The following is a 21,392-nucleotide window of genomic DNA, read 5'->3' on the forward strand; positions in this document are numbered from 1 at the left end:
CCATGCAACTCGTTCAAGCTACCCGCGACGCATTGCTAAAGCCCTTATCCACAGTAGTTGGCATTGTGGAGCGCCGCCATACTTTGCCGATTCTGGCCAACATCCTGCTGCGTAAAAACGGCTCTGATGTCTCTTTCCTTGCAACCGACCTGGAAGTGCAGATCACCACCAATGCCGACTTTGGCGTGGGTGAGGACAATGCGGCCACCACGGTGGCGGCCCGCAAGCTGCTCGACATTCTGAAAGCCCTGCCCGACTTTGGTGATGTGCGCCTGGGCCTGGACAGCGGCAAGCTGACTATCCAGTCCGGCAAGAGCCGTTTTCAGTTGCAGACCTTGGATGCGGCGGATTTTCCAGTGCTGAACCTGCCCGAGCAATGGGACGTGTCGCTGAGCATGCCTCAGCGCACCTTGAAGCACCTGTTCAACACGGTGCACTTTGCCATGGCCCAGCAAGACATTCGTTACTACCTGAACGGCATGTTGCTGGTGTTTGAACCCGGTCTTGTACGTACGGTTACCACCGACGGCCACCGCCTGGCTCATAATGCCACCGCAATTGATGGCGTGCAGGAGCGCCACGACATCATCGTGCCGCGCAAGACCGTGCTGGAAATGCAGCGTCTGCTGGGCGATACCGACGATCTGGTCAATATTGATGTGTCCAGCCGTCAGATCCGTTTCCGTTTTGGCGATGTGGAGCTGGTCTCCAAACTGGTTGAAGGCAAATTCCCCGACTTTGCGCGTGTGATTCCTTCCAACTACACCCGTCACTTTGATGTCAGCCGTGAAGTGTTGCAAGGCAGTTTGCAACGTGCTGCCATTTTGACCACGGACAAACTGCGTGGCGTGCGACTGCAACTGTCGCAAAACCAGCTCAAGATCTCCGCTTCCAATGCCGAGCAGGAAGAAGCTGTTGAAGAGCTGGATATTGATTACGAACACGAAAGTCTGGACGTTGGCTTTAACGTCAGCTACTTGCTCGATGTGTTGGCCAGCATCAAGGATGAAACAGTCCGCTGGTCTGTGCAGCCTGATGCCAACGCCTCTGTGTTGATGACGCTGCCCGAGCAAGAAGACTTCAAGTACGTGGTCATGCCGATGCGCATCTAATGCGGCATGTTCGACAGGTATGGCCCGCCGGGCCATACCGGCTTGAAGCAGACAGGCTATTACAAGGTTTTATGCTATGACCGATCAAACCACGACCGCCCAGCCAGCCGATTACGGCGCTGATTCCATCAAAATGCTCAAAGGCCTGGAGGCCGTGCGCAAGCGTCCAGGCATGTACATCGGGGACACCTCCGATGGCACCGGTCTGCACCATATGGTGTTCGAGGTGGTGGATAACGCGATTGATGAGGCCTTGGCCGGTCATTGCGACGATATCGTCGTCACCATCCACTCCGACAACAGCATTTCGGTGTGCGATAACGGCCGCGGTATTCCAACCGATATCCACAAAGATGACGAACACCAGCGCAGCGCCGCTGAAATCGTCATGACCGAACTGCACGCGGGCGGTAAGTTCGACCAGAACTCCTACAAGGTGTCTGGCGGCCTGCACGGTGTGGGTGTGTCTTGTGTGAACGCCCTGTCCGAATGGCTGTTGCTGACCATCTGGCGCAACGGCAATGAACACCAGGTCGAGTTTCGCCGTGGCGAGCGTACAGCTCCCCTGGCGGTAACAGGTCCGGCGGGCGAGCGCACGGGGACGTGCGTGCGTTACCTGGCCGACCTGGAGATTTTCAATAATATTGAATATCACCACGAAATTCTGGCCAAACGTCTGCGCGAGCTGTCCTTCCTGAATAACGGCGTGAAGATCCGTTTGGTTGACGAAATTCAGGGCAAGGAAGAGGACTTCGCCTTCCTGGGTGGCGTCAAAGGCTTTGTGGATTTCATCAACCGCAACAAGACTCCGCTGCACCCTAACGTGTTTAGCGTGGCGACCGAGTCCAGTGCCGGTGGCACACCGGTATCGGTTGAAGTGGCCATGCAGTGGAACGACAGCTACGCTGAAACCGTGCTGTGTTTCACCAACAATATTCCCCAGCGTGACGGTGGCTCCCACTTGACCGGTTTGCGTGCGGCCATGACCCGCGTGCTGAACAAGTACATCGCCGACAACGAACTGGCCAAGAAAGCCAAGGTCGACACCTCGGGTGATGACATGCGCGAAGGCCTGGTTTGCGTGCTGTCGGTGAAGGTGCCCGAGCCCAAGTTCAGCAGCCAGACCAAAGACAAGCTGGTGTCCAGCGAGGTGCGTCCAGCGGTTGAGGAAGCCGTGGGCCGTACCCTGGAAACCTGGTTGCTGGAGAACCCTATCGACGCCAAGGCGTTGTGCGGCAAGATTGTAGAAGCAGCCCGTGCGCGTGAAGCGGCCCGTAAAGCCCGCGAAATGACACGTCGAAAAAGCGTGCTGGAAGGCGCTGGCTTGCCGGGCAAGCTGGCTGATTGCCAGGAAAAAGACCCTGCCCTGTGCGAACTGTATATTGTGGAGGGTGACTCAGCAGGCGGCTCGGCCAAGCAAGGTCGAGACCGTAAGTTCCAGGCCATTTTGCCGTTGCGTGGCAAGGTGCTGAACGTAGAAAAAGCCCGTTTCGATCGTTTGATTTCCAGCGAGCAGATCACCACTCTGATTACTGCTCTGGGCACCAGCATCGGCCCGGATTTTGATATCGACAAACTGCGCTACCACCGCATCATCATCATGACTGACGCGGACGTGGATGGTGCTCACATTCGTACCCTGCTGCTGACACTGTTGTATCGTCAGATGCCCGAGCTGATCGAGCGCGGCTATGTCTACATCGCTCAGCCGCCACTGTACAAGGTCAAGGTGGGTCGTGAAGAGCTTTACTTGAAGGACGACGCCGAGGAAGCCGAATTCATGCTGAAGCTGGCCCTGCGCGATGCGGTGTTGACCCCCTCCGAAGGCGGTGCGCCTATCACCGGCGAGGCTCTTTCTGATTACGCTCACCGCTACGTGAAGGCCAAGGGCGTGATTGAACGTCTGTCGCGTCATATGGACGGCGATGCCTTATCGGCGTTGGCCGAAGGCGTGAAGCTGAACCTGGATACGCAGGAAGCGGCCGAACAAAGCGCCCAGGATCTGGAAAAAGTCCTGTTTGATGAAACCCTTCCTAACGTGGTTAAAGTTTTTGCTGCCTTCGATGAAGGCAGCCAAGCCTGGCGCGTAGTGGTGCAACGTTTGCACCACGGCAATATCCGCGTCACGGTGTTTGACCGCAACTTCATGCGCGGCGCTGATCACCAAACCCTGGCCCGTGCTGGCGAGATCTTTGCCGGTCTGATCGGTGATGGTGCCATGGTTGCCCGTGGTGAAGGCGAGAAGCGTCGTGAAACCCAGGTGGATGATTTCCGTGAAGTCATGCAATGGCTATTGACCGAAGCCGAGCGTGGCCTGAGCAAACAGCGCTACAAAGGTCTGGGTGAAATGAACCCCAGCCAGCTGTGGGAAACCACCATGGACCCCACCGTGCGCCGCCTGCTGCGCGTCCAGATCGCTGATGCGATCGATGCGGATCAAATCTTCACCACCTTGATGGGTGATCACGTTGAGCCACGTCGTGCCTTTATCGAATCCCATGCCTTACAGGCGGGGAACCTGGATATTTAAGGCTATCGGTGTTCACCGTTCCTGAAAGCTTCCCGGTTTGATGAAAACCGACCTCAGGAACTTGTGAAAAACCCCGCAGTGATGCGGATGAATAAAATGGGCTCCGGCGTGCTTGCTGGGGCTCATTTTTTTGGTGATGGGTGATGCGCTCTGAGTCCTAAGGATTAGGTGTCTTTGGGCTGGTTCAATGAATCTGCTAGCGCGCACACCGCTGATCAATGGCTGGGTCAGTTAGCCGCTTTGAAGTCATGCGCTCTAGAAAGGGAACAGCGCGAAATCAAGCTGATGTGGTCTACTTGCAGTGATTCACCCTGCTTCATAATGAACGAAAAAGAAGGGGCGTGGGGATCTGATGGTGAAATCTGGTGTCGGCCTTGCAAGGCCCCCTGATCGATCGTGATGACGCTGTAAATTATTCAATAACTATTTGTGTGGAAATGGAATGCGACTGGACAAGTTTCTTGGTGAGAGTACGGATCTGAGTCGTTCAGACGCGCGTAAAGTGCTTAAAAGCGGAGAAATCACCGTCAATGGCGAGGTAGTGACCAAAGGCACTCACGTTGTGCAAGAGGGTGATGTAGTGTGCTGGGATGATGAGCCGCTTGCCCTGATTGGCCTGCGTTACATCATGCTCAATAAGCCCGCTGGTTACGAGTGCAGCCTTAAAAATAGCGCCTATCCGTCCGTGATGATGCTGATCGATGTAGACAAGCGTGAGCGTTTGCATACTGTCGGTCGATTGGATGTGGATACCACCGGCTTGATTTTGATTACGGATGATGGCCAGTGGACGCATCGCATTATCTCGCCCCGCCATCAGTGCGATAAGGTCTATGTGGCAACGTTGGCAGAGCCTTTGCCTGACAATGCAGAAGAATTGTTCAAGGCCGGTATCTTGTTGAATGGCGAGGACAAACCGACGCTGCCAGCCGTGCTGGAACGCATTGATGAACGCACCGCAAGGCTGACTATTCAGGAAGGAAAATACCATCAGGTGAAACGTATGTTTGCCTCTTTGGGGAACTTGGTTCAGACCTTGCATCGTGAGCGTATTGGCTCCCTTTCCTTGGACGACAGCCTGGAGCCAGGCGAGTCGCGCTACTTAACTCCTGCCGAGGTGCAGCAGTTTGTAGAAGAGGGTTAACGCTCTCCTGGCCTTTGGTTCTTGCTGTGGCAAGCCAAAGACGTATCAAGTCCAGAGCTTGGATGCCTGAGTTCTGGGAGACCAGTCATGAAAAAGCGCTCAAACATACCTTGTTTGAGCGCTTTTTTGTACCTGCATCAATCGTCAAAGGGGCTGGTGGCGCGGTGCCCTGCTTTATTTAACCGCCTTGTGTCTGATGTCGGATGTTCAACCTGCCTTGAATACGGAATTGATGACACCCCCGGAAAGCCTCGCTCTGCTTGCCCATAGCGGCTCCATCCTCTCAACGCTTGGAGCTATTGACCCTGTTAGACTATGGGTTTGAAGCGTCACGGGCCATTGCTCTAGCTTTTGACAAGCTAATTTTCATAAGAAATTGATGACTAAGATCACTATCTTGCATCTTCAGACGCTGTGCCGTATTGCCCAGCAGGGCAGTTTTCAGGCGGCAGCCGATTATATGCACACCACTCAACCTACGGTCTCGGCGCGTATGCGCGAGTTCGAAGACCGTATAGGTTTTCCTGTGTTTCATAAGCGTGGACGTAGGATGGATCTCACAACACAAGGGCGTGAGCTTGTTCAGCAGATTAAACCCTTGTTGGCTGCCATTGATGACGTCATTTATTCGCTCGATGATGCATCGCATGCATCCGGCTTGATCTGTGTGGGTATTGCCGGCTTGATAGGGCAAACGTGGTTTTCAACGTTCATTAAGACGGCGAGAGCCACGATGCCACAGCTTAGCTTTGAAGTAGAGGTCGGACAGACCTCATTAAGCGTCAGCAAACTAGAGAACGGGCAGTTGGATTTGGTCTTTCTGGCTACTCACTCCCTACACACGGATCATCGGTTTCATGTCGAGCCGATCGGTGTTGCCGATGTGTTGCTGGTAGGAGCGCCTGACCTTGTGGGGCGAAATGGTAAACAGTCCGACCAAAATTGGCTACAGATTCTACAAAGTCAGCCTGTATGGTCGCTTTCAAAAGAGTCGCCATTGCATCCGGTCTTGATGCAGCTCATCAAAGACCATAATCTGAAAGTGAAGGTCGATATTTGCAGCAGCATACTGACCTTGAAGGAATTGATCTGCAGAGGGACGGGCGTCGGACTCATGACCGCCCCTCTTATTGAGTCTGAGCTGGAGCGCGGCGAATTAGTAGTACTAAAAGATGCTCCTGCTTTTGCGCCTATTCCGTTTAATGCGGCTTGGGGCATGGATCAAAGCCAGACAGTCATTCGCAAATTGGTGGATATTGCCAAGACAATTTCCACCTTTCGTTAAGTCGGTCTTGACGCCATCCCGCCCACAGGCGTTTGCATCGGATATCAAGACCGACCCTTGTTTATTCCGGCTTGATACCTGCGTCGCGTAACAACTGACGCCAGCGAGCGATGTCATCTGTCAGCAGTTTACGTGAGCCCGCCAGGGAGCGATGACTTTCGCTGGGCACGGTCAATCCCATTTTCTGATATCGCGCCATCAAGTCGGGTTGAGCCAGTACATGGTTAAGGGCGACGTTCAGTTTCTGGGTGATCTCTTCTGGTACGCCCTTTTTGACCACCACCATATTCCAGATGGTGTAGTTCAGATTCTTATAGCTAGATTCGCCAGCCGAAGGCACGTCAGGCAAAACCGACACCCGTTCTGGACTGAGCACGGCCAGCCCCTTTACCTTACCCGAGGCAATCGACGACACTGCGGTACTGCTGCTTTCCACCGTGTAGTCAATGTGGCCGGCCATCACATCTGCCGTCGCTTGCGCCGCACCGCGATAATGGACAGCCCCCACATTAATACCCAATGTTGCGTTCAGTAAGACTGCCCCTAAAAAGGCACCCGACCCGACGCCCGCATCCCCGAAATTCATGGATGCGGCATTGGCTTTCGCGTAAGCGGCAAAGCTATCCAAATCCTTGGCAGGGAAATCAATACGTGCCGACAAAATCTGTGGGGCATCACCAACTGAAGCAATTGGAGTGAAATCCTCCAGGTTGTTGTATGGCAAATCCTTGTAAACGGACGCATTCGCCGCCAATGTGCCAACGTTACCCAACAATAATGTATAACCATCGGGTGCGGCCCTGACTAGTTTAGACTGGCCAATAATGCCACCTGCGCCGGGAGTGTTTTCCACTACCACGGCTTGTTTGAGCTCTTTAGCCAAGCCTTCGCCGATCGCACGCGCCAACACATCGGTCGGCCCGCCTGCGGTATACGGAACGATCAAACTGATCGGTCGCTCTGGATAGGTACCCGCTTGTACGCTGCCTCCCAAGATCACGCCGAATATGGCCGTACACACACGGCTGGTCAGGTTGCAACGCCGTTTGATAATAGGTTTTGGTTGCATGGTTTTATCTCCTCTTTATTAGAAATTTTTTTCTCAACACCAACGAGTTACTTAGGATGACGCAGCGAGAATGTCACTACTTTCTCGTCAGTCATGTCCCGCACTGCATACTTCGGCCCTTCGAAACCGTAGCCGCTATCCTTGACACCGCCATAGGGCATACCATCGTTACGAGAGCTGGACGTTTCATTAATGTGCAGACCGCCCACTTGCAAATGACGAGCCAGATGAAAGGCCGTATTGACATCGTTCGTAAACACGCCTGCCGCAAGGCCATAAGGGGTGGAGTTGATTCCTTCGATCACTTCTGCGACTGTCTCAAAAGGCAAGAGTGTGACGACTGGCGCAAAAATTTCCTGGTCAAATACGCTCATGCCTGAATGCACGTTAGACAGAATCGTGGGTGCCAACACAGACTTGTCGCGCTGCCCTCCTGCAACGAGCTGCGCTCCCATATTGACCGCCTCCTTGATCCACGATTCAGCGCGTATCGCTTCTTGTTCGGTGATCATCGGGCCCACATCGGTGTCGCCCAATCGTGGATCCCCACTTTTGAGAGCGCGAACCGCGTTCTCTAAACTTGCCGTTACCTCAGCGACACGTGATTGCGCCACGTATAAGCGCTGAATAGATGTGCATACTTGGCCTGCCTTTCGGAACGTTGCACGCAGAATGCGGGGCAGTGCAAACTCGAGATCCGCATCGTCGCAGATGATTGTGCAAGCAATACTTCCCAACTCTAACTGCGTACGGCGTCGGCCTGCCTTTTGCTGGATGAGGCGGCCCACACGTGTGCTGCCCGTAAAGGTATAGAAGTTGATATCTTGCTCGTCTAATAGCCACTCGCCAGCCTGTGCGCCTTCTCCGTGTACCAGCGATAACAATTCCGCCGGCCAACCGGCTTCGAGCAAGACGTCGCAAATTAGGCTGGCCGTCAATGGGGTGTACCCTGAAGGCTTGATAATGACAGCGTTGCCAGCAGCGATCGCGGGGGCGACTTTATGCAACAACGCGTTGAAAGGCGCGTTAAATGGCGTAATGGCACACACGATTCCGACAGGGGTACGCAGCGTAAAGGCGAGACGGTCCTTTTGACCTGGATTGCCATCCATAGGGATCATTTCACCGCAAATCCGCTTGGCCTCTTCTGCCGAGATTTCCAGCGTATCCAACCCCCGAGCGATCTCATTGGATGCTTCACTCACGGTGAAGCCGGCCTCCAGGGTCATCACGTCGATAAATTGCTGCTTTCTCGCCGTAATCAGCTCTACTGCTTTACGCAAAATGCGCGAACGTTCATAGCCATCAGGTGCTTTGTTTAGGTTAAGCCGTGCTGCGATCACGGCTTGCCGGATATGCTCTTGCGAAGTTTGATCGATCTGCGCGATGGCTTTACCGGTGTAGCGGTTGTAGACCGTAAAGGTCGCGCCGCTGTTCACACGGACACCGGCGATTAAACTCAATGAAGAAACGTTAACAAGTGCGTCGGGAAAATCTGTGGGCATCGTGGTACCTCCAAGAATAGTGTGCTTTACTGTGCTGAAATCATGTCAGCGGCTTTTTCGCCTATCATCAAACTGGCTGCCAAGGTGTTAGCAGAAGGGACTTGCGGCATGATCGACGCATCCGCAATGCGCAGATTTTCCATACCGTGGACGCGTAGTTGGGCATCCACAACAGCCATGGGATCGTCCTGGCGTCCCATTTTGCATGTGCCTACCATGTGATAGCCGGTCGTGCCTTTTTGACGTGCGTAATCGAGCCATTCGTCATCTCGATGCACGTCTTTGCCCGGCTGCAATTCGTTGACCAAATAGGGGGCCATCGCCGTTGTTGTCATCAACTGCCGTGCAAGCTTGAGCGCTTCGACAAGGGTTCGCTGATCCAATTCATGTTCGAGGAAATTGGGCTGGATCAACGGTGCCTGCAGTGGGTCTTTAGACTGAATGTGTACATAGCCGCTGCTCTCTGGCCGTTGTTGGCGCGCCCCGGTACTCATGCCTGGCATATCGTCCAAGACATAGTTGCTGCCGGGCTTGTAGCTGGCTGGGGTAAACAAGATCTGAACATCGCCGCGCTGAGGGCTGAAACGTGTTTTCCAGAACACATGCACCATTGAGGGACTCAACCCCAAGATGCTGGGCTTGCCTGCAAACCATCTCACGATCTCTCTACCTAATCGCCACCCCTTGGACAGTTCGTTGAGCGTGAGCGCTGATTTGGCTCGCGAGATACTGCGAACGGTATAGTGATCACGAAAATTGGCGCCCACGCCGGCTAATGCATGTTTGACCTCAATACCATGCCCTGCCAACAGTTCGTGAGGTCCGACCCCCGACAGTTGTAATATTTTTGGTGAATTTACCGCTCCTGCGCTGAGGATAACTTCACGGTTGGCATAGAGCGTATGCGTTTGGCCATTACGCAGATATTTGACGCCAATGGCGCGTCGACCTTCAAATAAGATTTCCGAAACAGTGGCGTTCGTTTTAAGCTGTACCCGCCCACTTTTGAGTGCTGGACGTAAAAAAGCATCCGAACAATTGACACGTTTATTCTGGTAAATGTAGCGTTGGAAGTACCCTGTGCCGAGCTGCTCTGCACCGTTGTAATCCGTATTGCGCGGGATTCCGAACTCTTCACAACCTCGAATAAAGGCCTCACACAATGGTGAGCTCCAATCTGGGTTGGTAATAGGAAGCTCGCCCGTCAAGCCACGAAAATCAGGGTCGCATTCTCCCACCCGACGCTCCGAGCGTTTGAAATAAGAGAGAACATCGGCGTATCCCCAGCCAGAGTTTCCCAGTTTTTCCCAGTCATCGAAGTCTTCGCGTTGGCCACGTGAGTACACCAGTCCGTTAACGGAGCTTGACCCACCCACGACTCGCCCTTGCGGCATCGCAATGATGCGATTGTTCGTTGCCTGTGCAGGCTCCGTTTGGTAGTTCCAGGTGAACTTGCCGCTGTATAGCGTTTTGACGAAACCGACCGGGACGCGGATGAAAAAATTGTTGTCGTTTTGGCCGGCCTCCAACACGCAAATGCTGTTAGAGGTCTGTTCGCTTAGCCGTCTGGCGATAACCGATCCAGCCGGCCCGGAGCCGACAATTATGTAGTCTACGTACTCATTCATTTTGCCTACGCGATGCCTCTGTTCTTGCTTATTGCCAGTAGGTTAAGTCCGTAGATACATAAAAACAATCGACAATTTTTGATTGTTTATCATCAATAAAATTAATGTTTTTAGAGCTAAAACGTTCTCCATGAATCAACTTTCAATGAGGCTATCTGGGCCTGCGTCCCAATAAGCAGGGATCGCATGGAGGTGTGCGTCCACTATTTGCGACGCAATTTTGACGGTCTTGCCGTATGGATAAGAACGGAGCCCTAGGTCGTCTGATTGGTACAGATCAGAGCAATCAATGAGTTCAAATACATTAAAAAAATAAATATATAAAAATATAAAAATATTGATTGTTTAAATGAATCAGGCGACTTAATCTTCGCAAAATGCAGGTTTCCGCCCTGTTGAGCTTGCGTTTGCCGTGCGAATTTTTCACGGTAACCATGCGGGCCAGAGCTGGCTTGCAACAGGTCTGGCAACGATAAGCAGACATTGACGGTCGAACCACGACCGCATCAATCCATATATGGAGACAACAATGCGTCATCACTCAAGGTTGAACCACTACTCATCCTCGCGCCGCCAACTGCTCGGCCTGCTTGGGACAATCCCTCTCATCGCACACTTACCTGTTTCCTTTGCGAAATCTACCTGGGTCCCTAACAGGCCAGTCAGATTGATGGTTCCTTACACGCCGGGTGGTGGTGCGGACATTGTGGGACGCATTCTTGCCAAGGCCTTGCAAGGGATCTCCAGCCAACCCTGGGTTGTTGAGAACCGTCCTGGCGCAGCAGGCAATATCGCTGCCGATCTCATCTATGCCTCGAAACCCGACGGGCTGACGTATCAAATTACCAATCTTGATACGAGTGTGCTCAACACCTTTCTGTATCCAAGTCGTCGGCAAAAGATCGAAGCCGCTGTTCCGGTGGCCTCCATCGCCCGTATTGGTACGGTACTTATGGTTCGTGCGGGTTTACCCGTTCGTGATCTGGCCCAATTGGCGGCACTTGCCAAAACCCAGAGTCTCACCTATTCCTCATGGGGTATGGGTTGTAGCGCTCACCTGGGCGTATTGCTTTTGGAGCAGGAGATGAAGATCCCTGAAATGGTGCATGTTCCCTATCAAGGAGGCGGCAATGCCATGCAAGCCCTGCTAAAAGGCGAAGTGGATCTATTCCTGGCTCCCATGCCACTGGCTATGGCTCACCGCTCGGGATCGGTCACGGCACTAGGTTACGCCGCAGCACAGCGCAGCCAACTGTGGCCTGAATTGCCTACCCTTCAAGAGCAAGGCGGGCCTTCTGTTGATCTTGGCAATTGGTTCGCCGTATCCGCCCCCCCAGAGACATCACCGGCCGTGATCGAAGCAGTAAGCGATTTCATCCAAACAGCGTTGGCGGACCCTGCGATGCTCGACTCGTTAAAGGCCCAATCGATGGTGCCGTTTCTGGCCGACAACACCCAATTGGCGCGCTTCATTGCAGATGAGAAAACCCGTTGGGGGCAGGTCATCGCTAACGCAAAGCTCAATCTTGAATAGAGGCCCATGCCTTTACGGATAGTCGTTCGTTACCCACAATAAAGACAGAGAGTTATTTTCTATGATACCGATCGACATAGGAAAGGCCCGTATTGAAAAGGTCATTGAGATCGCCAGTATGGATCTGGCGGGGGACTGGCTCTTTCCCAATATTCAAGCTAAGGATATTGACGCTGAGATTGATTGGCTGGACCCTAGCTGCATCGACAAGGTCAGCCGAAAGCTCAAGCTGAGTTTTCATTCTTTCCTGATTCGTACGCCAAGCCGCAATATTCTTATCGACACATGCAACGGTAACCATAAAGAACGCCCTTCAATGCCTGCATGGCATCGTTTGAACACACGCTATCTGGACAATCTTGGACGCTTAGGTCTGCGGCCCGAAGACATAGACTTGGTCTTGTGTACACATTTGCATGCAGACCACGTCGGTTGGAATACCAGGCTTGACAATGGTCGTTGGGTACCGACTTTCCCGCGTGCTCGTTATCTGATGGGTCGGCAGGAGTTCGATCATTACCACCGCCTCAACCTTGATAATCCGACCGCGCCGATCAATCGTGGCTCCTTTGTCGATAGTGTGTTGCCGATAGTCGAAGCAGGCCGGGCTATTTTCGTGGATGCTGGTGATCAGGTCATGACCGAGTTAGGAACCGATGTGTATGTAGAAAGTGCGCCTGGCCATACTCCCGGAAACTTGCTTGTACATATTTGCCACGGCCATGAGCACGCCATTATGTCGGGAGATGTCATCCATCATCCGATCCAGTGCGCACGCCCTCATTTGTCTAATGCCGCTGATTTTAATGAAGCAGCCGCACTGCGTTCCCGACTGAATCTGCTTGAGAGTTGTGCCGATAACTCGAAGATATTGTTGACCGGCCACTTTGCAGGCCCAACAGCGGGTCACGTCGTTTCACATGGCTCTGCATTTCAGTTCAAGTTTCTCACTGCAGACTCCCCGGTTGCATAGCCATCGGTAGAATGGTGTGACTTTTATACAGTTCTGCACTTATTCGAATAATCTGGCTTGCAGTTTAGAGAGGCCTTCCATGATTGAAACCTATCCTGATGCCTGCTCCATTTACAAAGCCGCCTGTCACTGTGGCACGGTCCGTTTTAACGTGCGGCTTTGTGACGGCTTGAGATCCGCGCGTCGCTGCAATTGCTCTTATTGTCGTATGCGTGGGGCGGTAGCTGTGTCGGCGAATCTGGCTGATATTCAGGTCGAGCAAGGCCAGGATGCGCTGACGCTTTATCAATTCAACGCAGGGCAGGCCAGGCATTACTTCTGTTCGCACTGCGGAATCTATACTTTCCATCAACGCCGCTCCAATCCCGAACAATATGGTGTCAATGTGGCGTGCATCGAGGCGATGAGCCCCTTCGACTTTAAGGAGATACCTGTTTACGAAGGTCGCACTCATCCCAAGGATAGAGCAGATGGTGCTTCTGTGATTGCGGGCTGGTTGCGTTATGAAGTTAATTCCGAGGACCGGAAACCAACACCCCCTTTGTAAGAAAAGGGGGGTGTTGGTTTCAGGCGGGCTGCTCCAGGATTTCCTGCAAGCGGCTTAGCAATTTTTCACTGGCATTGTGCATATGTCGCTCACAGATGGTCAGTGCTTTGGCTTCGTCGCCCGACGCAATGGCCGCAGCCAGCTCCTCGTGTTCGTCCCAGATGGACAGGCGTTGTTCTGCCGATTGCAGTACAGCACCCATGACACGCCGTAGGTGTACCCAATGAACCTGCGCGCTTTCGGCGATCATGGGGTTGCCCGATGCTTCGTAAATTGCTTTGTGAAAGGCCTCGTCGGCTTCGATCATGGCGCGTACGTCGTGGCCGCGAGCCACTTTGCGGCCCAGACGGATCAGGTCCGGATCCAGCACGGCGCCTTGACGTGCCGCCAGCTTGGTTGCCAATGCTTCCAAGGCACCCCGCACTTGGTACAGATGCCCGATATGTTCCAGACTCAGCGGAGCCACCATAACGCCTCGCCCTTCAGCGTCTTGTAGCAGTCCATCTTTTTTCAGCAACTGGATGGCCTGCAAGACGGGTGAGCGTGACACCTTGAGCTGCTCAGCAATGTCTTCCTGAGTGATGCGTGAGCCGGGGGCCAGGGAGCCGTCGCTGATGGCATCGAGCAGGATGCGATAGACCTCGTCAACATAGTGTGGACGGGCCTGCAACTTACCGGAAAGCTTGGCATGCATGGGGTCTGGAACTCCGCTACAAACAAAAAACAAGTTAAGGCCGCAGCCTGGCTGCGGCCCTGGATTGACATCAGGGTGTGGTCCGCATGGAGTGCAAGAGCGCGGCCATGGGATCCTGGTTTGACGTCGCTTGTACTTCGAACGGGTTGCTTAGCGGATCGTCTGCCTGTATCGCTCCTGGGTTGAGCATGGGGGCGGGACGGTTCAGCTGGAGCAGGATTTCGTCTTCGCTCAGGCTGACTGTCTTGTGCAAGCCTCCCGTTACCAGTTGCGGATAGGCGATGACGATGCCTACCACCAGCAATTGTAGTACGACGAAGTAGGCTGAGCCCTTCCATATTTGCTGGGTACGAACCCTTGAAATAGTTTGCCGGCTAACGGAATCGATATAGTCGGATCGGGGTGCCACGCTGCGCAAATACAACAGGGCAAAACCGAATGGGGGGGTCAGAAAGGAGGTTTGCAGGACCAGGGCGATGACAATCCCGAACCAGATCAGATCAATGCCCAAACTGTTGGCGACAGGCGTCAACAGCGGGACCACAATAAAGGCAATCTCGAAGAAGTCCAGAAACATGCCCAGCACAAAGATGATGGCACTGACGGCAATGACAAAACCCAGTTCGCCACCGGGAATGGCATCAAACAGATGCTCTACCCACACGTGGCCGTCTGCTGCGCTGAACGTGAAGCTAAAGACGGTCGAGCCGATCAGGATGAACATCACAAAAATAGCCAGTTTGGCGGTGTTTTCCAGGGCCTGGCTAAGCAAGGCCCCGTTAAGGCGTTTGCGTATCAAGGCCAGTATCAACGCGCCAATTGCACCCATGGCCCCGCCCTCTGTTGGGGTGGCAATTCCCAGGAAGATGGTGCCCAGCACCAGAAAGATCAGGACGACGGGGGGGATCAGGGCGAATACAAAGCGTTCGGCCAGTTGCGAGAGCAGTCCCCAGCCGGTAACCCGATTCACCGTCGCAAACAGCAGCGCGCTCATGGAGGCGACAAGCAGAGCGGTGATGGCAACTTGATCAGTGGGGGCCTGAGCCGGCTGGGAAAAGACCTGGGCCATGACTTCGTTGTGCAGGCCCGCCCAGGTAAAGCCGATGAAGGCACAAAGCAGGACCAGCATGCCCAGCGACCGTCGTCCGCTTGCGCCAGTGGCTGTGACCTGACTTCTGGCCTGTTCTGGTAAGGCTGGCATCCAGGAAGGACGGATCAAGGCCAGGACGATGATGAAAGTAATATAGATCACCAAAAGCAGGAGGCCAGGTCCGAGTGCGGCTGCGTACATGTCCCCAACGGATCGGCCCAATTGATCAGCCATCACAATCAAGACCAACGAGGGCGGCAGTATCTGTACCAGTGCGCCTGAAGCGGTGATGATGCCCGTGGCCATTTCCGGTTTGTAGCCGTAGCGCAGCATGACGGGCAAGGAAATCAGGCCCATGGAGATCACGACAGCCGATGTGACACCGGTGGAGGCAGCCAGCAAGGCCCCGACCAGGACAACCGAGACGGCCAGACCACCGCGCACCGCCCCGAAGAGCTGACCCATGGTCTCGAGCAGGTCTTCAGCCATGCCCGAACGTTCCAGAATGATGCCCATCAACGTAAAAAAGGGAATGGCCAGCATGGTCTCGTTTTGCATGATCCCGAAGATACGTAAAGGCAGGACCTGAAACAGATTGGTGGGGAACAATTCCAGGGCGATGCCCAAGACTCCGAAGGCCAGACCTGTTGCGGCCAGGCCGAATGCGACGGGAAAGCCGGTCAGCAAGAGCACGACCAGGCTCAGGAACATGATGGGGACGAAGTAGTCCGTAATAAAGGAGGTGATCATCGTGAGCCCTCCTGGGCGGTCGATAGCGCTTGGGCAGGCACATGGATAGGCGTGTCCTGGGAGCCCTCTTCGGCAATGCTATCGGGCTCTTTGCCTGTCAGGAACAGGAGTCGTTTGACCAGCTCGGCCAGGCCCTGAAGCAAGAGCAGGCTAAAGCCGGCAGGAATCAGCAGATAGGCAGGCCAGCGCACCAACCCTCCGGCGTTGCCGGACATTTCCCCCGAATGCCAGGCGGTGGTGAAAAATCCCCAGCTCAGGTTGATGACAAACAGACAGAACGGGATCAGGACGACAGCGATCCCGACGATATCGACCAGGTTGCGTCCACGCGCGCCCAGGCGGGTGGAGATGAAGTCGATCCGAACATGGCTGTTGTGCAGAAATGCGTACCCTCCTCCCAAGAGAAAGACAGCCGCATACAGGTACCACTGAGCTTCCAGCATGCCGTTGGAGCTCAGGTCAAAGGCCTTGCGGGTAATGGCGTTGCTGGCGCTCAGAATGGTGGTGGCCAGCAATAGCCATTTGATGATGAATCCGATACAGCGGTTCAGGTGGTCTATTCCCCCCACCATGGTTTTCAATGCAGTCATTGTTGTCTCCGCGAATATTGTTGTGTTCGTCGTTGTGCTGCCGGGGAGTGTGTGATGGCGGCCGTGTGCAAGCCGCTCTGTAGCAGGTGCTGTGGTGACTCCTTGGGCCACGAGCGGGCCCGACGTAAATGGGGTGTGCCCTGGCGGGAGCCAGGACCCGGAGATGGGCTTACAGGTCCAGAACCAGGACGCCCGAGCGTGCGCGTGAAACGCAGGCGGTCAGGCAATGGCTTTGCTCGTCGGCACTGAGGATGTAGTCCTGGTGGTCAACATCCCCTTGCAGGTAGTTGACGCGGCAGGTGCCGCACAGGCCCGATACACAGGAGGTGGCAATTGGCACACCGGCTTGTGTCAAGGCATCGCTTAGGGTTTGATCGGATGCAACCTCAATGCACTGGCCGGTACTGGCAATTTGTGCCATGAAGGCACCGGGAGGCAGGGTATGGGCACTGGGGGCGGGTTCAGGTGCCTTGAAGTGTTCGCAATGCACGGAACCGGCAGGCCAGTGCGAGCTGGCCTGGGCACAGGCCTGCATAAAGCCGGCTGGACCGCAGTAATACACATGGGTGCCTTCAACTGCATTGGCTAGCAAGTTCTGCAGATTCAGACCTTGTGCGGGGTTGCCCTTGTCCAGGTGCAGATGCAGGCGGCCTTGCTCTTGCCACTGAGTCAGTTCGGAACCAAAGGCGGCCGTGTCGTGGCTGCGAGTGCAGTAGTGCAATTCAAAGGGCTGGCCTTGTGACTCCAGAAAGTGGGCCATCGCCTTGATGGGCGTGATACCGATACCCCCGGCCAACAGAATGGAGTGGCGTGCGTTCGAGTCCAGTCGAAAGTGATTGCGGGGCGTGCTGACGGTCACCTGCTGCTGGACCTGCAAGGTGTCGTGCAAGCTGCGTGAACCGCCTCGTCCGTTGGCATCGCGCAGGACTGCAATAACGTAGCGATGACGCTCATGGGGCGAGTTGCACAGGGAGTATTGGCGGATCAGGCCGGGCTGAATATGTACGTCTATATGGGCACCGGCCTCGAAGGCGGGCAACTCGCCGCCCTGAGGACAACTGAGTTCATAAGAATTGATGCCTTGCGCTTCGTAGCGGATTTGCCGGATCCGCAGTGACAACAGCCCGTCCGGATTGGTAGCCGCCTGGACGGGAGTGGCGGGTTCTGCAATGGCGTTCATGGCGCTCTCCGTATGGGGCACCCGCCCCGTTGGAGCGGGTGCCGCAGGCGATCAGGACTCAGCAGCAACAGCGCTGAGCGATTGTTGAAGTTCCTGCATGCTTTGTTTGACGAAAGCCTCGCGTTCCGAGCCTTTCAGATTGTCGGCCGAGGTCAGGATGCGCACGATTTCGCGGGTGGCATGACGACGGCGTGCGACTTCCTGGGCCAAATCCTCGGACTCGGGAATCGCCAGGACATTGCCCGAGCAATAACTGTTGGGTGCACCACCACAATCTTTCAGCCACTGGGCAAAGCCTTCAGGGGTCGCCGCAGGGTTGGAGCCACGCAAGGCATCGCGCAACATCTTGCGGAACATGTACAGCCCAGCGTCGAACTTGGTCGGGTTCTCCAGGGCATGGACGGCAATCGGGCGTTGGCTGATGATGGCCTCGTAATCGCCGGGTGCCTGCTGGCATTCCTTGTAGTTGTGACGGGCACGGTGGTCGGACGGGATGGGTGGCAGATCGTCCAGCTTGTATTGTCCAAAGCGTTCGGGACGGCGCATGGCAACCTGCCCTTCCAGAAAGTCGATGGTCTCGTAGCCCACCATCTCCTTGTTGCCCACTGCGCGTGTATCAATGCCAGGGCCCATGACGCGCCAGCCAATCATCTTGCTGTTCTGGTCGTCCACAGGAACGGTCCAGCGCACGATGTGAAAGCGGCTGAAAAACTTTTGCTGGGCACCGTCTTCGGAGGTGTAGGCATGCAGGCTCAGATTGGGCAGGACCTGGTGCTGAACACGGATAAACAGATTGTCCTTGCTGGCACGACGCGCACCCGCGCAGGCCAGGCTGCGGCCATTATGTACAGGGATGAACTGCATGTCGGGCGCCACTTCCATGGAGGCCGCGCCTACTTCGTCAAAGGTGGTGCCCTGGTAGTTGCCGCCTACTACGTTCTTGGCAGCGTGCAAGGCAGTGGGGTGGAAGTTGTCAGCAGCATTGTCTTGCACTTGCAGCCAGTTGCAGTGCTGGAAGTTGCTGAACGCCACCAGCTCATCACCGGGCATGACGGTGAAGTTTTCCTCCCATTCGGGGAAAGGAGGTTCGGCATCGGGCGGGCCCATGTAGGCAAAAATCAGGCCATGGCGCTCGAAGGCCTTGTAAGCTCCCTGGCGAATGGAGCAGGCGTATTTTTCGCCCTCGGCCTCTTCGCCTTTGGGGTAAGGGACATGCAGACAGGTTCCGTCTACGTCGAACACCATGCCGTGATAGCAGCACATAATGCCCTTTTCCTGGATGGCACCGTACTCCAGGGAGGCGCCACGGTGGGCGCAATGGGCGTGCAGCAGGCCGATCTGACCGCTTTTGTCGCGGAAGGCGACCAGCTCTTCACCCATGATTTTCAGAAAACGCGGGGTATCGGTAAGTTCCGCTGCCATGCACACGGGATGCCAGAAGCGGCGCATGTACTCGCCCATGGGCGTGCCAGGGCCGACTTCGGTCAACTCAGGGTCGTGATCAGGAATGCGGTTGGTGTAATAGCCGCCGTAGGGAATCAGTTTCTTTTCGGTCATGTCGTCCTCGTGTACAGATCAATGGTGGAAAGGGTCAGGCTACGTTTCGGTCGACCAGCGCCTGGGCGCTGATCCAGGGCATCATGGCGCGCAGTTGCTCGCCGACGATTTCAAGACGGTGGCGCTGGTTCAGACGTCGATGGGCATTCAAAGAGGGTTGGCCGGCACGGCTTTCCAGGATGAAATTCTTGGCATAGGTGCCGTCCTGGATGTCGCGCAGCAAGGCTTTCATGGCCTGGCGTGTGTCTTCGGTCACGATGCGCGGACCGGCCTGGTATTCGCCAAACTCGGCATTGTTGGAGATGCTGTAGTTCAGGTTGGCGATGCCACCCTCGTACAGCAGATCCACAATCAGCTTGAGTTCATGCAGGCATTCGAAATAGGCCATTTCTTCGGCATAGCCCGCCTCGACCAAGGTTTCAAAGCCACACTTGACCAGATCCACCATGCCGCCACAGAGCACGGCCTGCTCGCCAAACAAATCCGTTTCGGTTTCTTCACGAAAATCGGTTTCGATGACGCCAGAGCGCCCGCCGCCATTGGCAATGGCGTAGGACAAGGCCAAATCACGAGCCTGGCCGGAACGGTCGGCATGAATGGCGATCAGGTGGGGAACCCCGCCGCCTTGCACATAGGTGGAGCGCACCGTGTGGCCGGGTGCCTTGGGGGCGACCATGATGATGTCCAGGTCGTCGCGGGGTTGGATCTGGCCGTAATGGATGTTGAAACCGTGGGCAAAGCCCAGCGCAGCACCGGTGCGAATATGAGGGGCGACGTCCTGCTCATAGACGCGGGCAATATCCTCGTCAGGCAGCAACATCATCACGATGTCGGCTTGTTGAACGGCAGACGGGATATCGGCCACAGCCAGACCGGCAGTGGTGGCCTTTTGACGTGATGCACTGTTGGGGCGCAAGCCCACGACCACTTTCACGCCAGAATCGCGCAGATTCAATGCATGTGCATGACCTTGGGAGCCGTAGCCGATGATGGCAACCCGGCGTTGCTGCACCAGGGCCAGATCGCCGTCCTTGTCATAAAACACCTTCATACTGCCTCCTTTTGATGAATTCTGTGTTCTGTATACAGAGTTCAGTATTGTGGGGCAATATTCGAGGTGTCAAGGAAAAATTGGCAGGTCGGGGGAAATCCCTAGGGCAGCAATATTGCTTAGCGCATCGGGGTCAGGCTGGCCTCGCGCAGCAGCCATTCACGCAAGTGTTCCACGCGTTTGAGCGTGTCACGGTGATTGCGGTAGTAGAGAAAATGCATCTCGCGTTGCAGGCTGCGACCATTGGGGGCGGGCAAGATAATCAGTTCCCGATTATCCAGTTCGCGTTCGGCAAAACGCGGTGTTTCCAGGCAGACGCCCAACCGGTCCACCGCGGCAGCGACTGCCATGGCACCGCGATCAAAGGACAGGCGTGGGCCGGGTGAGGCAGCCAGGCCATTGCTGCCAAACCAGTCGGCCCAGCTAACCGGGCTGACGGTGGAATCGATCAAGGGCAAATGCAGATACCAGGGCTGGTGCAACGCCAGATCGGCATAGAGTTTGGGCGAGCATAAAGGCAACAAGGGTTCAGGATGCAGTGACTCCACCACCAACCGGGGATCGTGGCTGGGGGCGTGTCCGTAGCTGATCACGCAATCAATGTCGGTGGACTGGTGCAGATCGGGCGGTGTGGCGTCCGTGCGCAGATGGATGGCCAGACCAGGATGCTCCCGCATGAAGGCATGCAGACGTGGCCCTAGCCATTTCACCGCCAGGCTAGGGGCGCAATGCACGGTCAAGGCGGGCGTGTCCCCGTTCTCGTCCTGTGTGTCCTCGCAAAGCCGGGCCAGTTTGTCCAGCAAGGGGGTCAATTCCCGATAGAACTCCTGGCCCTGGCTGTTCAGGCTGACACGCCGATTATGTCGCACGAACAGGCTGCGCCCCAGATGAGTTTCCAGGCTCTTGACCTGATGGCTGATCGCGGAAGGAGTCAGGTGCAGCTCATCGGCGGCCAGGCTGAAATTTTCTAGCCGGGCAGCGGATTCAAAGGCTCGTAGCCAGGCGAAATTAGGGATGGCTCGCATGAAGGTGCCTTAAAAAGGTGAATATTTTTAATCAATAGCTGAAAAAGCTTCGTTTGTCATTCATGGTTTTCGACCTCTACCATGGTTTTACGTTTCACCCGTACGTTGCGCTCGATGGGCTGGCGTGC

At 55.2% G+C, this 21,392-nt stretch carries 17 protein-coding genes; 7 read left to right on the plus strand and 10 right to left on the minus strand.

Annotated features, from left to right (window positions below; genetic code table 11):
* The first annotated feature begins 2 nt into the window (after positions 1-2).
* The 4 genes from dnaN (at position 3) to CA948_RS00205 (ending at position 6,071) form a co-directional block, all read left to right on the plus strand.
* Complete coding sequence (gene dnaN / locus CA948_RS00190) at positions 3-1,112, plus strand: DNA polymerase III subunit beta (protein WP_162496888.1); 1,110 nt, start codon at positions 3-5, stop codon at positions 1,110-1,112.
* A gap of 76 nt (positions 1,113-1,188) precedes the next feature.
* Positions 1,189-3,642, plus strand: coding sequence for a DNA topoisomerase (ATP-hydrolyzing) subunit B (gene gyrB / locus CA948_RS00195; RefSeq protein WP_108726996.1), 2,454 nt, complete (start codon positions 1,189-1,191; stop codon positions 3,640-3,642).
* A 442-nt stretch (positions 3,643-4,084) separates the two neighbouring features.
* Positions 4,085-4,786: a pseudouridine synthase gene (locus CA948_RS00200; RefSeq protein ID WP_060186789.1), complete on the plus strand. Its 702-nt coding sequence runs from the start codon at positions 4,085-4,087 to the stop codon at positions 4,784-4,786.
* Between the two features lie 379 nt (positions 4,787-5,165).
* Positions 5,166-6,071, plus strand: a complete 906-nt coding sequence (locus CA948_RS00205; protein WP_094195120.1) for a LysR family transcriptional regulator — start codon at positions 5,166-5,168, stop codon at positions 6,069-6,071.
* 61 nt (positions 6,072-6,132) lie between these two features.
* Here CA948_RS00205 and CA948_RS00210 read toward each other — a convergent pair whose 3' ends face one another.
* From CA948_RS00210 to CA948_RS00220, 3 genes are read right to left on the minus strand one after another with little or no spacing between them, the layout of a single operon-like run.
* On the minus strand, positions 6,133-7,140 hold the full coding sequence (locus CA948_RS00210) for a Bug family tripartite tricarboxylate transporter substrate binding protein (protein ID WP_094195121.1): 1,008 nt from the start codon (positions 7,138-7,140) through the stop codon (positions 6,133-6,135).
* Positions 7,141-7,187: 47 nt separating this feature from the next.
* Positions 7,188-8,645: an aldehyde dehydrogenase family protein gene (locus CA948_RS00215; RefSeq protein ID WP_108726997.1), complete on the minus strand. Its 1,458-nt coding sequence runs from the start codon at positions 8,643-8,645 to the stop codon at positions 7,188-7,190.
* A 26-nt stretch (positions 8,646-8,671) separates the two neighbouring features.
* Positions 8,672-10,273 carry a GMC family oxidoreductase gene (locus tag CA948_RS00220; protein WP_094195123.1) on the minus strand — a complete coding sequence of 534 codons (1,602 nt, stop codon included), beginning with the start codon at positions 10,271-10,273 and terminating at the stop codon, positions 8,672-8,674.
* Positions 10,274-10,943: 670 nt separating this feature from the next.
* On the opposite strand from CA948_RS00220, the gene CA948_RS00225 reads away from it, so the two are divergent.
* The 3 genes from CA948_RS00225 to CA948_RS00235 all read left to right on the plus strand — a co-directional run bounded on the left by CA948_RS00225 (position 10,944) and on the right by CA948_RS00235 (position 13,327).
* A complete protein-coding gene (locus tag CA948_RS00225) occupies positions 10,944-11,807 on the plus strand; it encodes a tripartite tricarboxylate transporter substrate binding protein (RefSeq protein WP_230019577.1) in 864 nt (287 codons plus the stop codon).
* A gap of 61 nt (positions 11,808-11,868) precedes the next feature.
* On the plus strand, positions 11,869-12,780 hold the full coding sequence (locus tag CA948_RS00230; protein ID WP_094195125.1) for an MBL fold metallo-hydrolase: 912 nt from the start codon (positions 11,869-11,871) through the stop codon (positions 12,778-12,780).
* Between the two features lie 79 nt (positions 12,781-12,859).
* Positions 12,860-13,327 carry a GFA family protein gene (locus CA948_RS00235; protein ID WP_108726998.1) on the plus strand — a complete coding sequence of 156 codons (468 nt, stop codon included), beginning with the start codon at positions 12,860-12,862 and terminating at the stop codon, positions 13,325-13,327.
* Between the two features lie 19 nt (positions 13,328-13,346).
* Here the strand turns inward: CA948_RS00235 and CA948_RS00240 are convergent, their stop codons facing one another.
* The 7 genes from CA948_RS00240 to CA948_RS00270 all read right to left on the minus strand — a co-directional run bounded on the left by CA948_RS00240 (position 13,347) and on the right by CA948_RS00270 (position 21,264).
* Positions 13,347-14,021, minus strand: a complete 675-nt coding sequence (locus CA948_RS00240; RefSeq protein ID WP_094195127.1) for a GntR family transcriptional regulator — start codon at positions 14,019-14,021, stop codon at positions 13,347-13,349.
* 70 nt (positions 14,022-14,091) lie between these two features.
* Positions 14,092-15,861 carry a TRAP transporter large permease gene (locus tag CA948_RS00245; protein WP_108726999.1) on the minus strand — a complete coding sequence of 590 codons (1,770 nt, stop codon included), beginning with the start codon at positions 15,859-15,861 and terminating at the stop codon, positions 14,092-14,094.
* On the minus strand, positions 15,858-16,451 hold the full coding sequence (locus CA948_RS00250) for a TRAP transporter small permease subunit (RefSeq protein ID WP_108727000.1): 594 nt from the start codon (positions 16,449-16,451) through the stop codon (positions 15,858-15,860). Before CA948_RS00250 ends, CA948_RS00245 begins: the two co-directional genes overlap by 4 nt.
* Positions 16,452-16,620: 169 nt before the next feature.
* Positions 16,621-17,631, minus strand: a complete 1,011-nt coding sequence (locus tag CA948_RS00255) for a PDR/VanB family oxidoreductase (RefSeq protein WP_094195130.1) — start codon at positions 17,629-17,631, stop codon at positions 16,621-16,623.
* A gap of 51 nt (positions 17,632-17,682) precedes the next feature.
* Complete coding sequence (locus tag CA948_RS00260) at positions 17,683-19,188, minus strand: Rieske 2Fe-2S domain-containing protein (protein ID WP_094195131.1); 1,506 nt, start codon at positions 19,186-19,188, stop codon at positions 17,683-17,685.
* 34 nt (positions 19,189-19,222) lie between these two features.
* The gene (gene ilvC / locus CA948_RS00265) at positions 19,223-20,239 is read right to left on the minus strand and encodes a ketol-acid reductoisomerase (protein ID WP_108727001.1); all 1,017 of its coding nucleotides are present in this window, start codon (positions 20,237-20,239) and stop codon (positions 19,223-19,225) included.
* A 119-nt stretch (positions 20,240-20,358) separates the two neighbouring features.
* On the minus strand, positions 20,359-21,264 hold the full coding sequence (locus tag CA948_RS00270) for a LysR substrate-binding domain-containing protein (RefSeq protein ID WP_108727002.1): 906 nt from the start codon (positions 21,262-21,264) through the stop codon (positions 20,359-20,361).
* Positions 21,265-21,392: the final 128 nt, after the last annotated feature.

Origin of the sequence: Alcaligenes aquatilis, assembly GCF_003076515.1 — a bacterium.
GTDB classification, from domain to species: Bacteria; Pseudomonadota; Gammaproteobacteria; order Burkholderiales; family Burkholderiaceae_B; genus Alcaligenes; species Alcaligenes aquatilis.

Coding starts and splice junctions, on each gene's coding strand:
- CA948_RS00260 (WP_094195131.1), bottom strand. CDS start 19,188: ATGACCGAAAAGAAACTGATTCCCTACGGCGGCTATTACACCAACCGC.
- CA948_RS00210 (WP_094195121.1), bottom strand. CDS start 7,140: ATGCAACCAAAACCTATTATCAAACGGCGTTGCAACCTGACCAGCCGT.
- gyrB (WP_108726996.1), top strand. CDS start 1,189: ATGACCGATCAAACCACGACCGCCCAGCCAGCCGATTACGGCGCTGAT.
- CA948_RS00230 (WP_094195125.1), top strand. CDS start 11,869: ATGATACCGATCGACATAGGAAAGGCCCGTATTGAAAAGGTCATTGAG.
- CA948_RS00270 (WP_108727002.1), bottom strand. CDS start 21,264: ATGCGAGCCATCCCTAATTTCGCCTGGCTACGAGCCTTTGAATCCGCT.
- ilvC (WP_108727001.1), bottom strand. CDS start 20,239: ATGAAGGTGTTTTATGACAAGGACGGCGATCTGGCCCTGGTGCAGCAA.
- CA948_RS00200 (WP_060186789.1), top strand. CDS start 4,085: ATGCGACTGGACAAGTTTCTTGGTGAGAGTACGGATCTGAGTCGTTCA.
- CA948_RS00255 (WP_094195130.1), bottom strand. CDS start 17,631: ATGAACGCCATTGCAGAACCCGCCACTCCCGTCCAGGCGGCTACCAAT.
- dnaN (WP_162496888.1), top strand. CDS start 3: ATGCAACTCGTTCAAGCTACCCGCGACGCATTGCTAAAGCCCTTATCC.
- CA948_RS00205 (WP_094195120.1), top strand. CDS start 5,166: ATGACTAAGATCACTATCTTGCATCTTCAGACGCTGTGCCGTATTGCC.
- CA948_RS00250 (WP_108727000.1), bottom strand. CDS start 16,451: ATGACTGCATTGAAAACCATGGTGGGGGGAATAGACCACCTGAACCGC.
- CA948_RS00245 (WP_108726999.1), bottom strand. CDS start 15,861: ATGATCACCTCCTTTATTACGGACTACTTCGTCCCCATCATGTTCCTG.
- CA948_RS00225 (WP_230019577.1), top strand. CDS start 10,944: ATGGTTCCTTACACGCCGGGTGGTGGTGCGGACATTGTGGGACGCATT.
- CA948_RS00220 (WP_094195123.1), bottom strand. CDS start 10,273: ATGAATGAGTACGTAGACTACATAATTGTCGGCTCCGGGCCGGCTGGA.
- CA948_RS00235 (WP_108726998.1), top strand. CDS start 12,860: ATGATTGAAACCTATCCTGATGCCTGCTCCATTTACAAAGCCGCCTGT.
- CA948_RS00240 (WP_094195127.1), bottom strand. CDS start 14,021: ATGCATGCCAAGCTTTCCGGTAAGTTGCAGGCCCGTCCACACTATGTT.
- CA948_RS00215 (WP_108726997.1), bottom strand. CDS start 8,645: ATGCCCACAGATTTTCCCGACGCACTTGTTAACGTTTCTTCATTGAGT.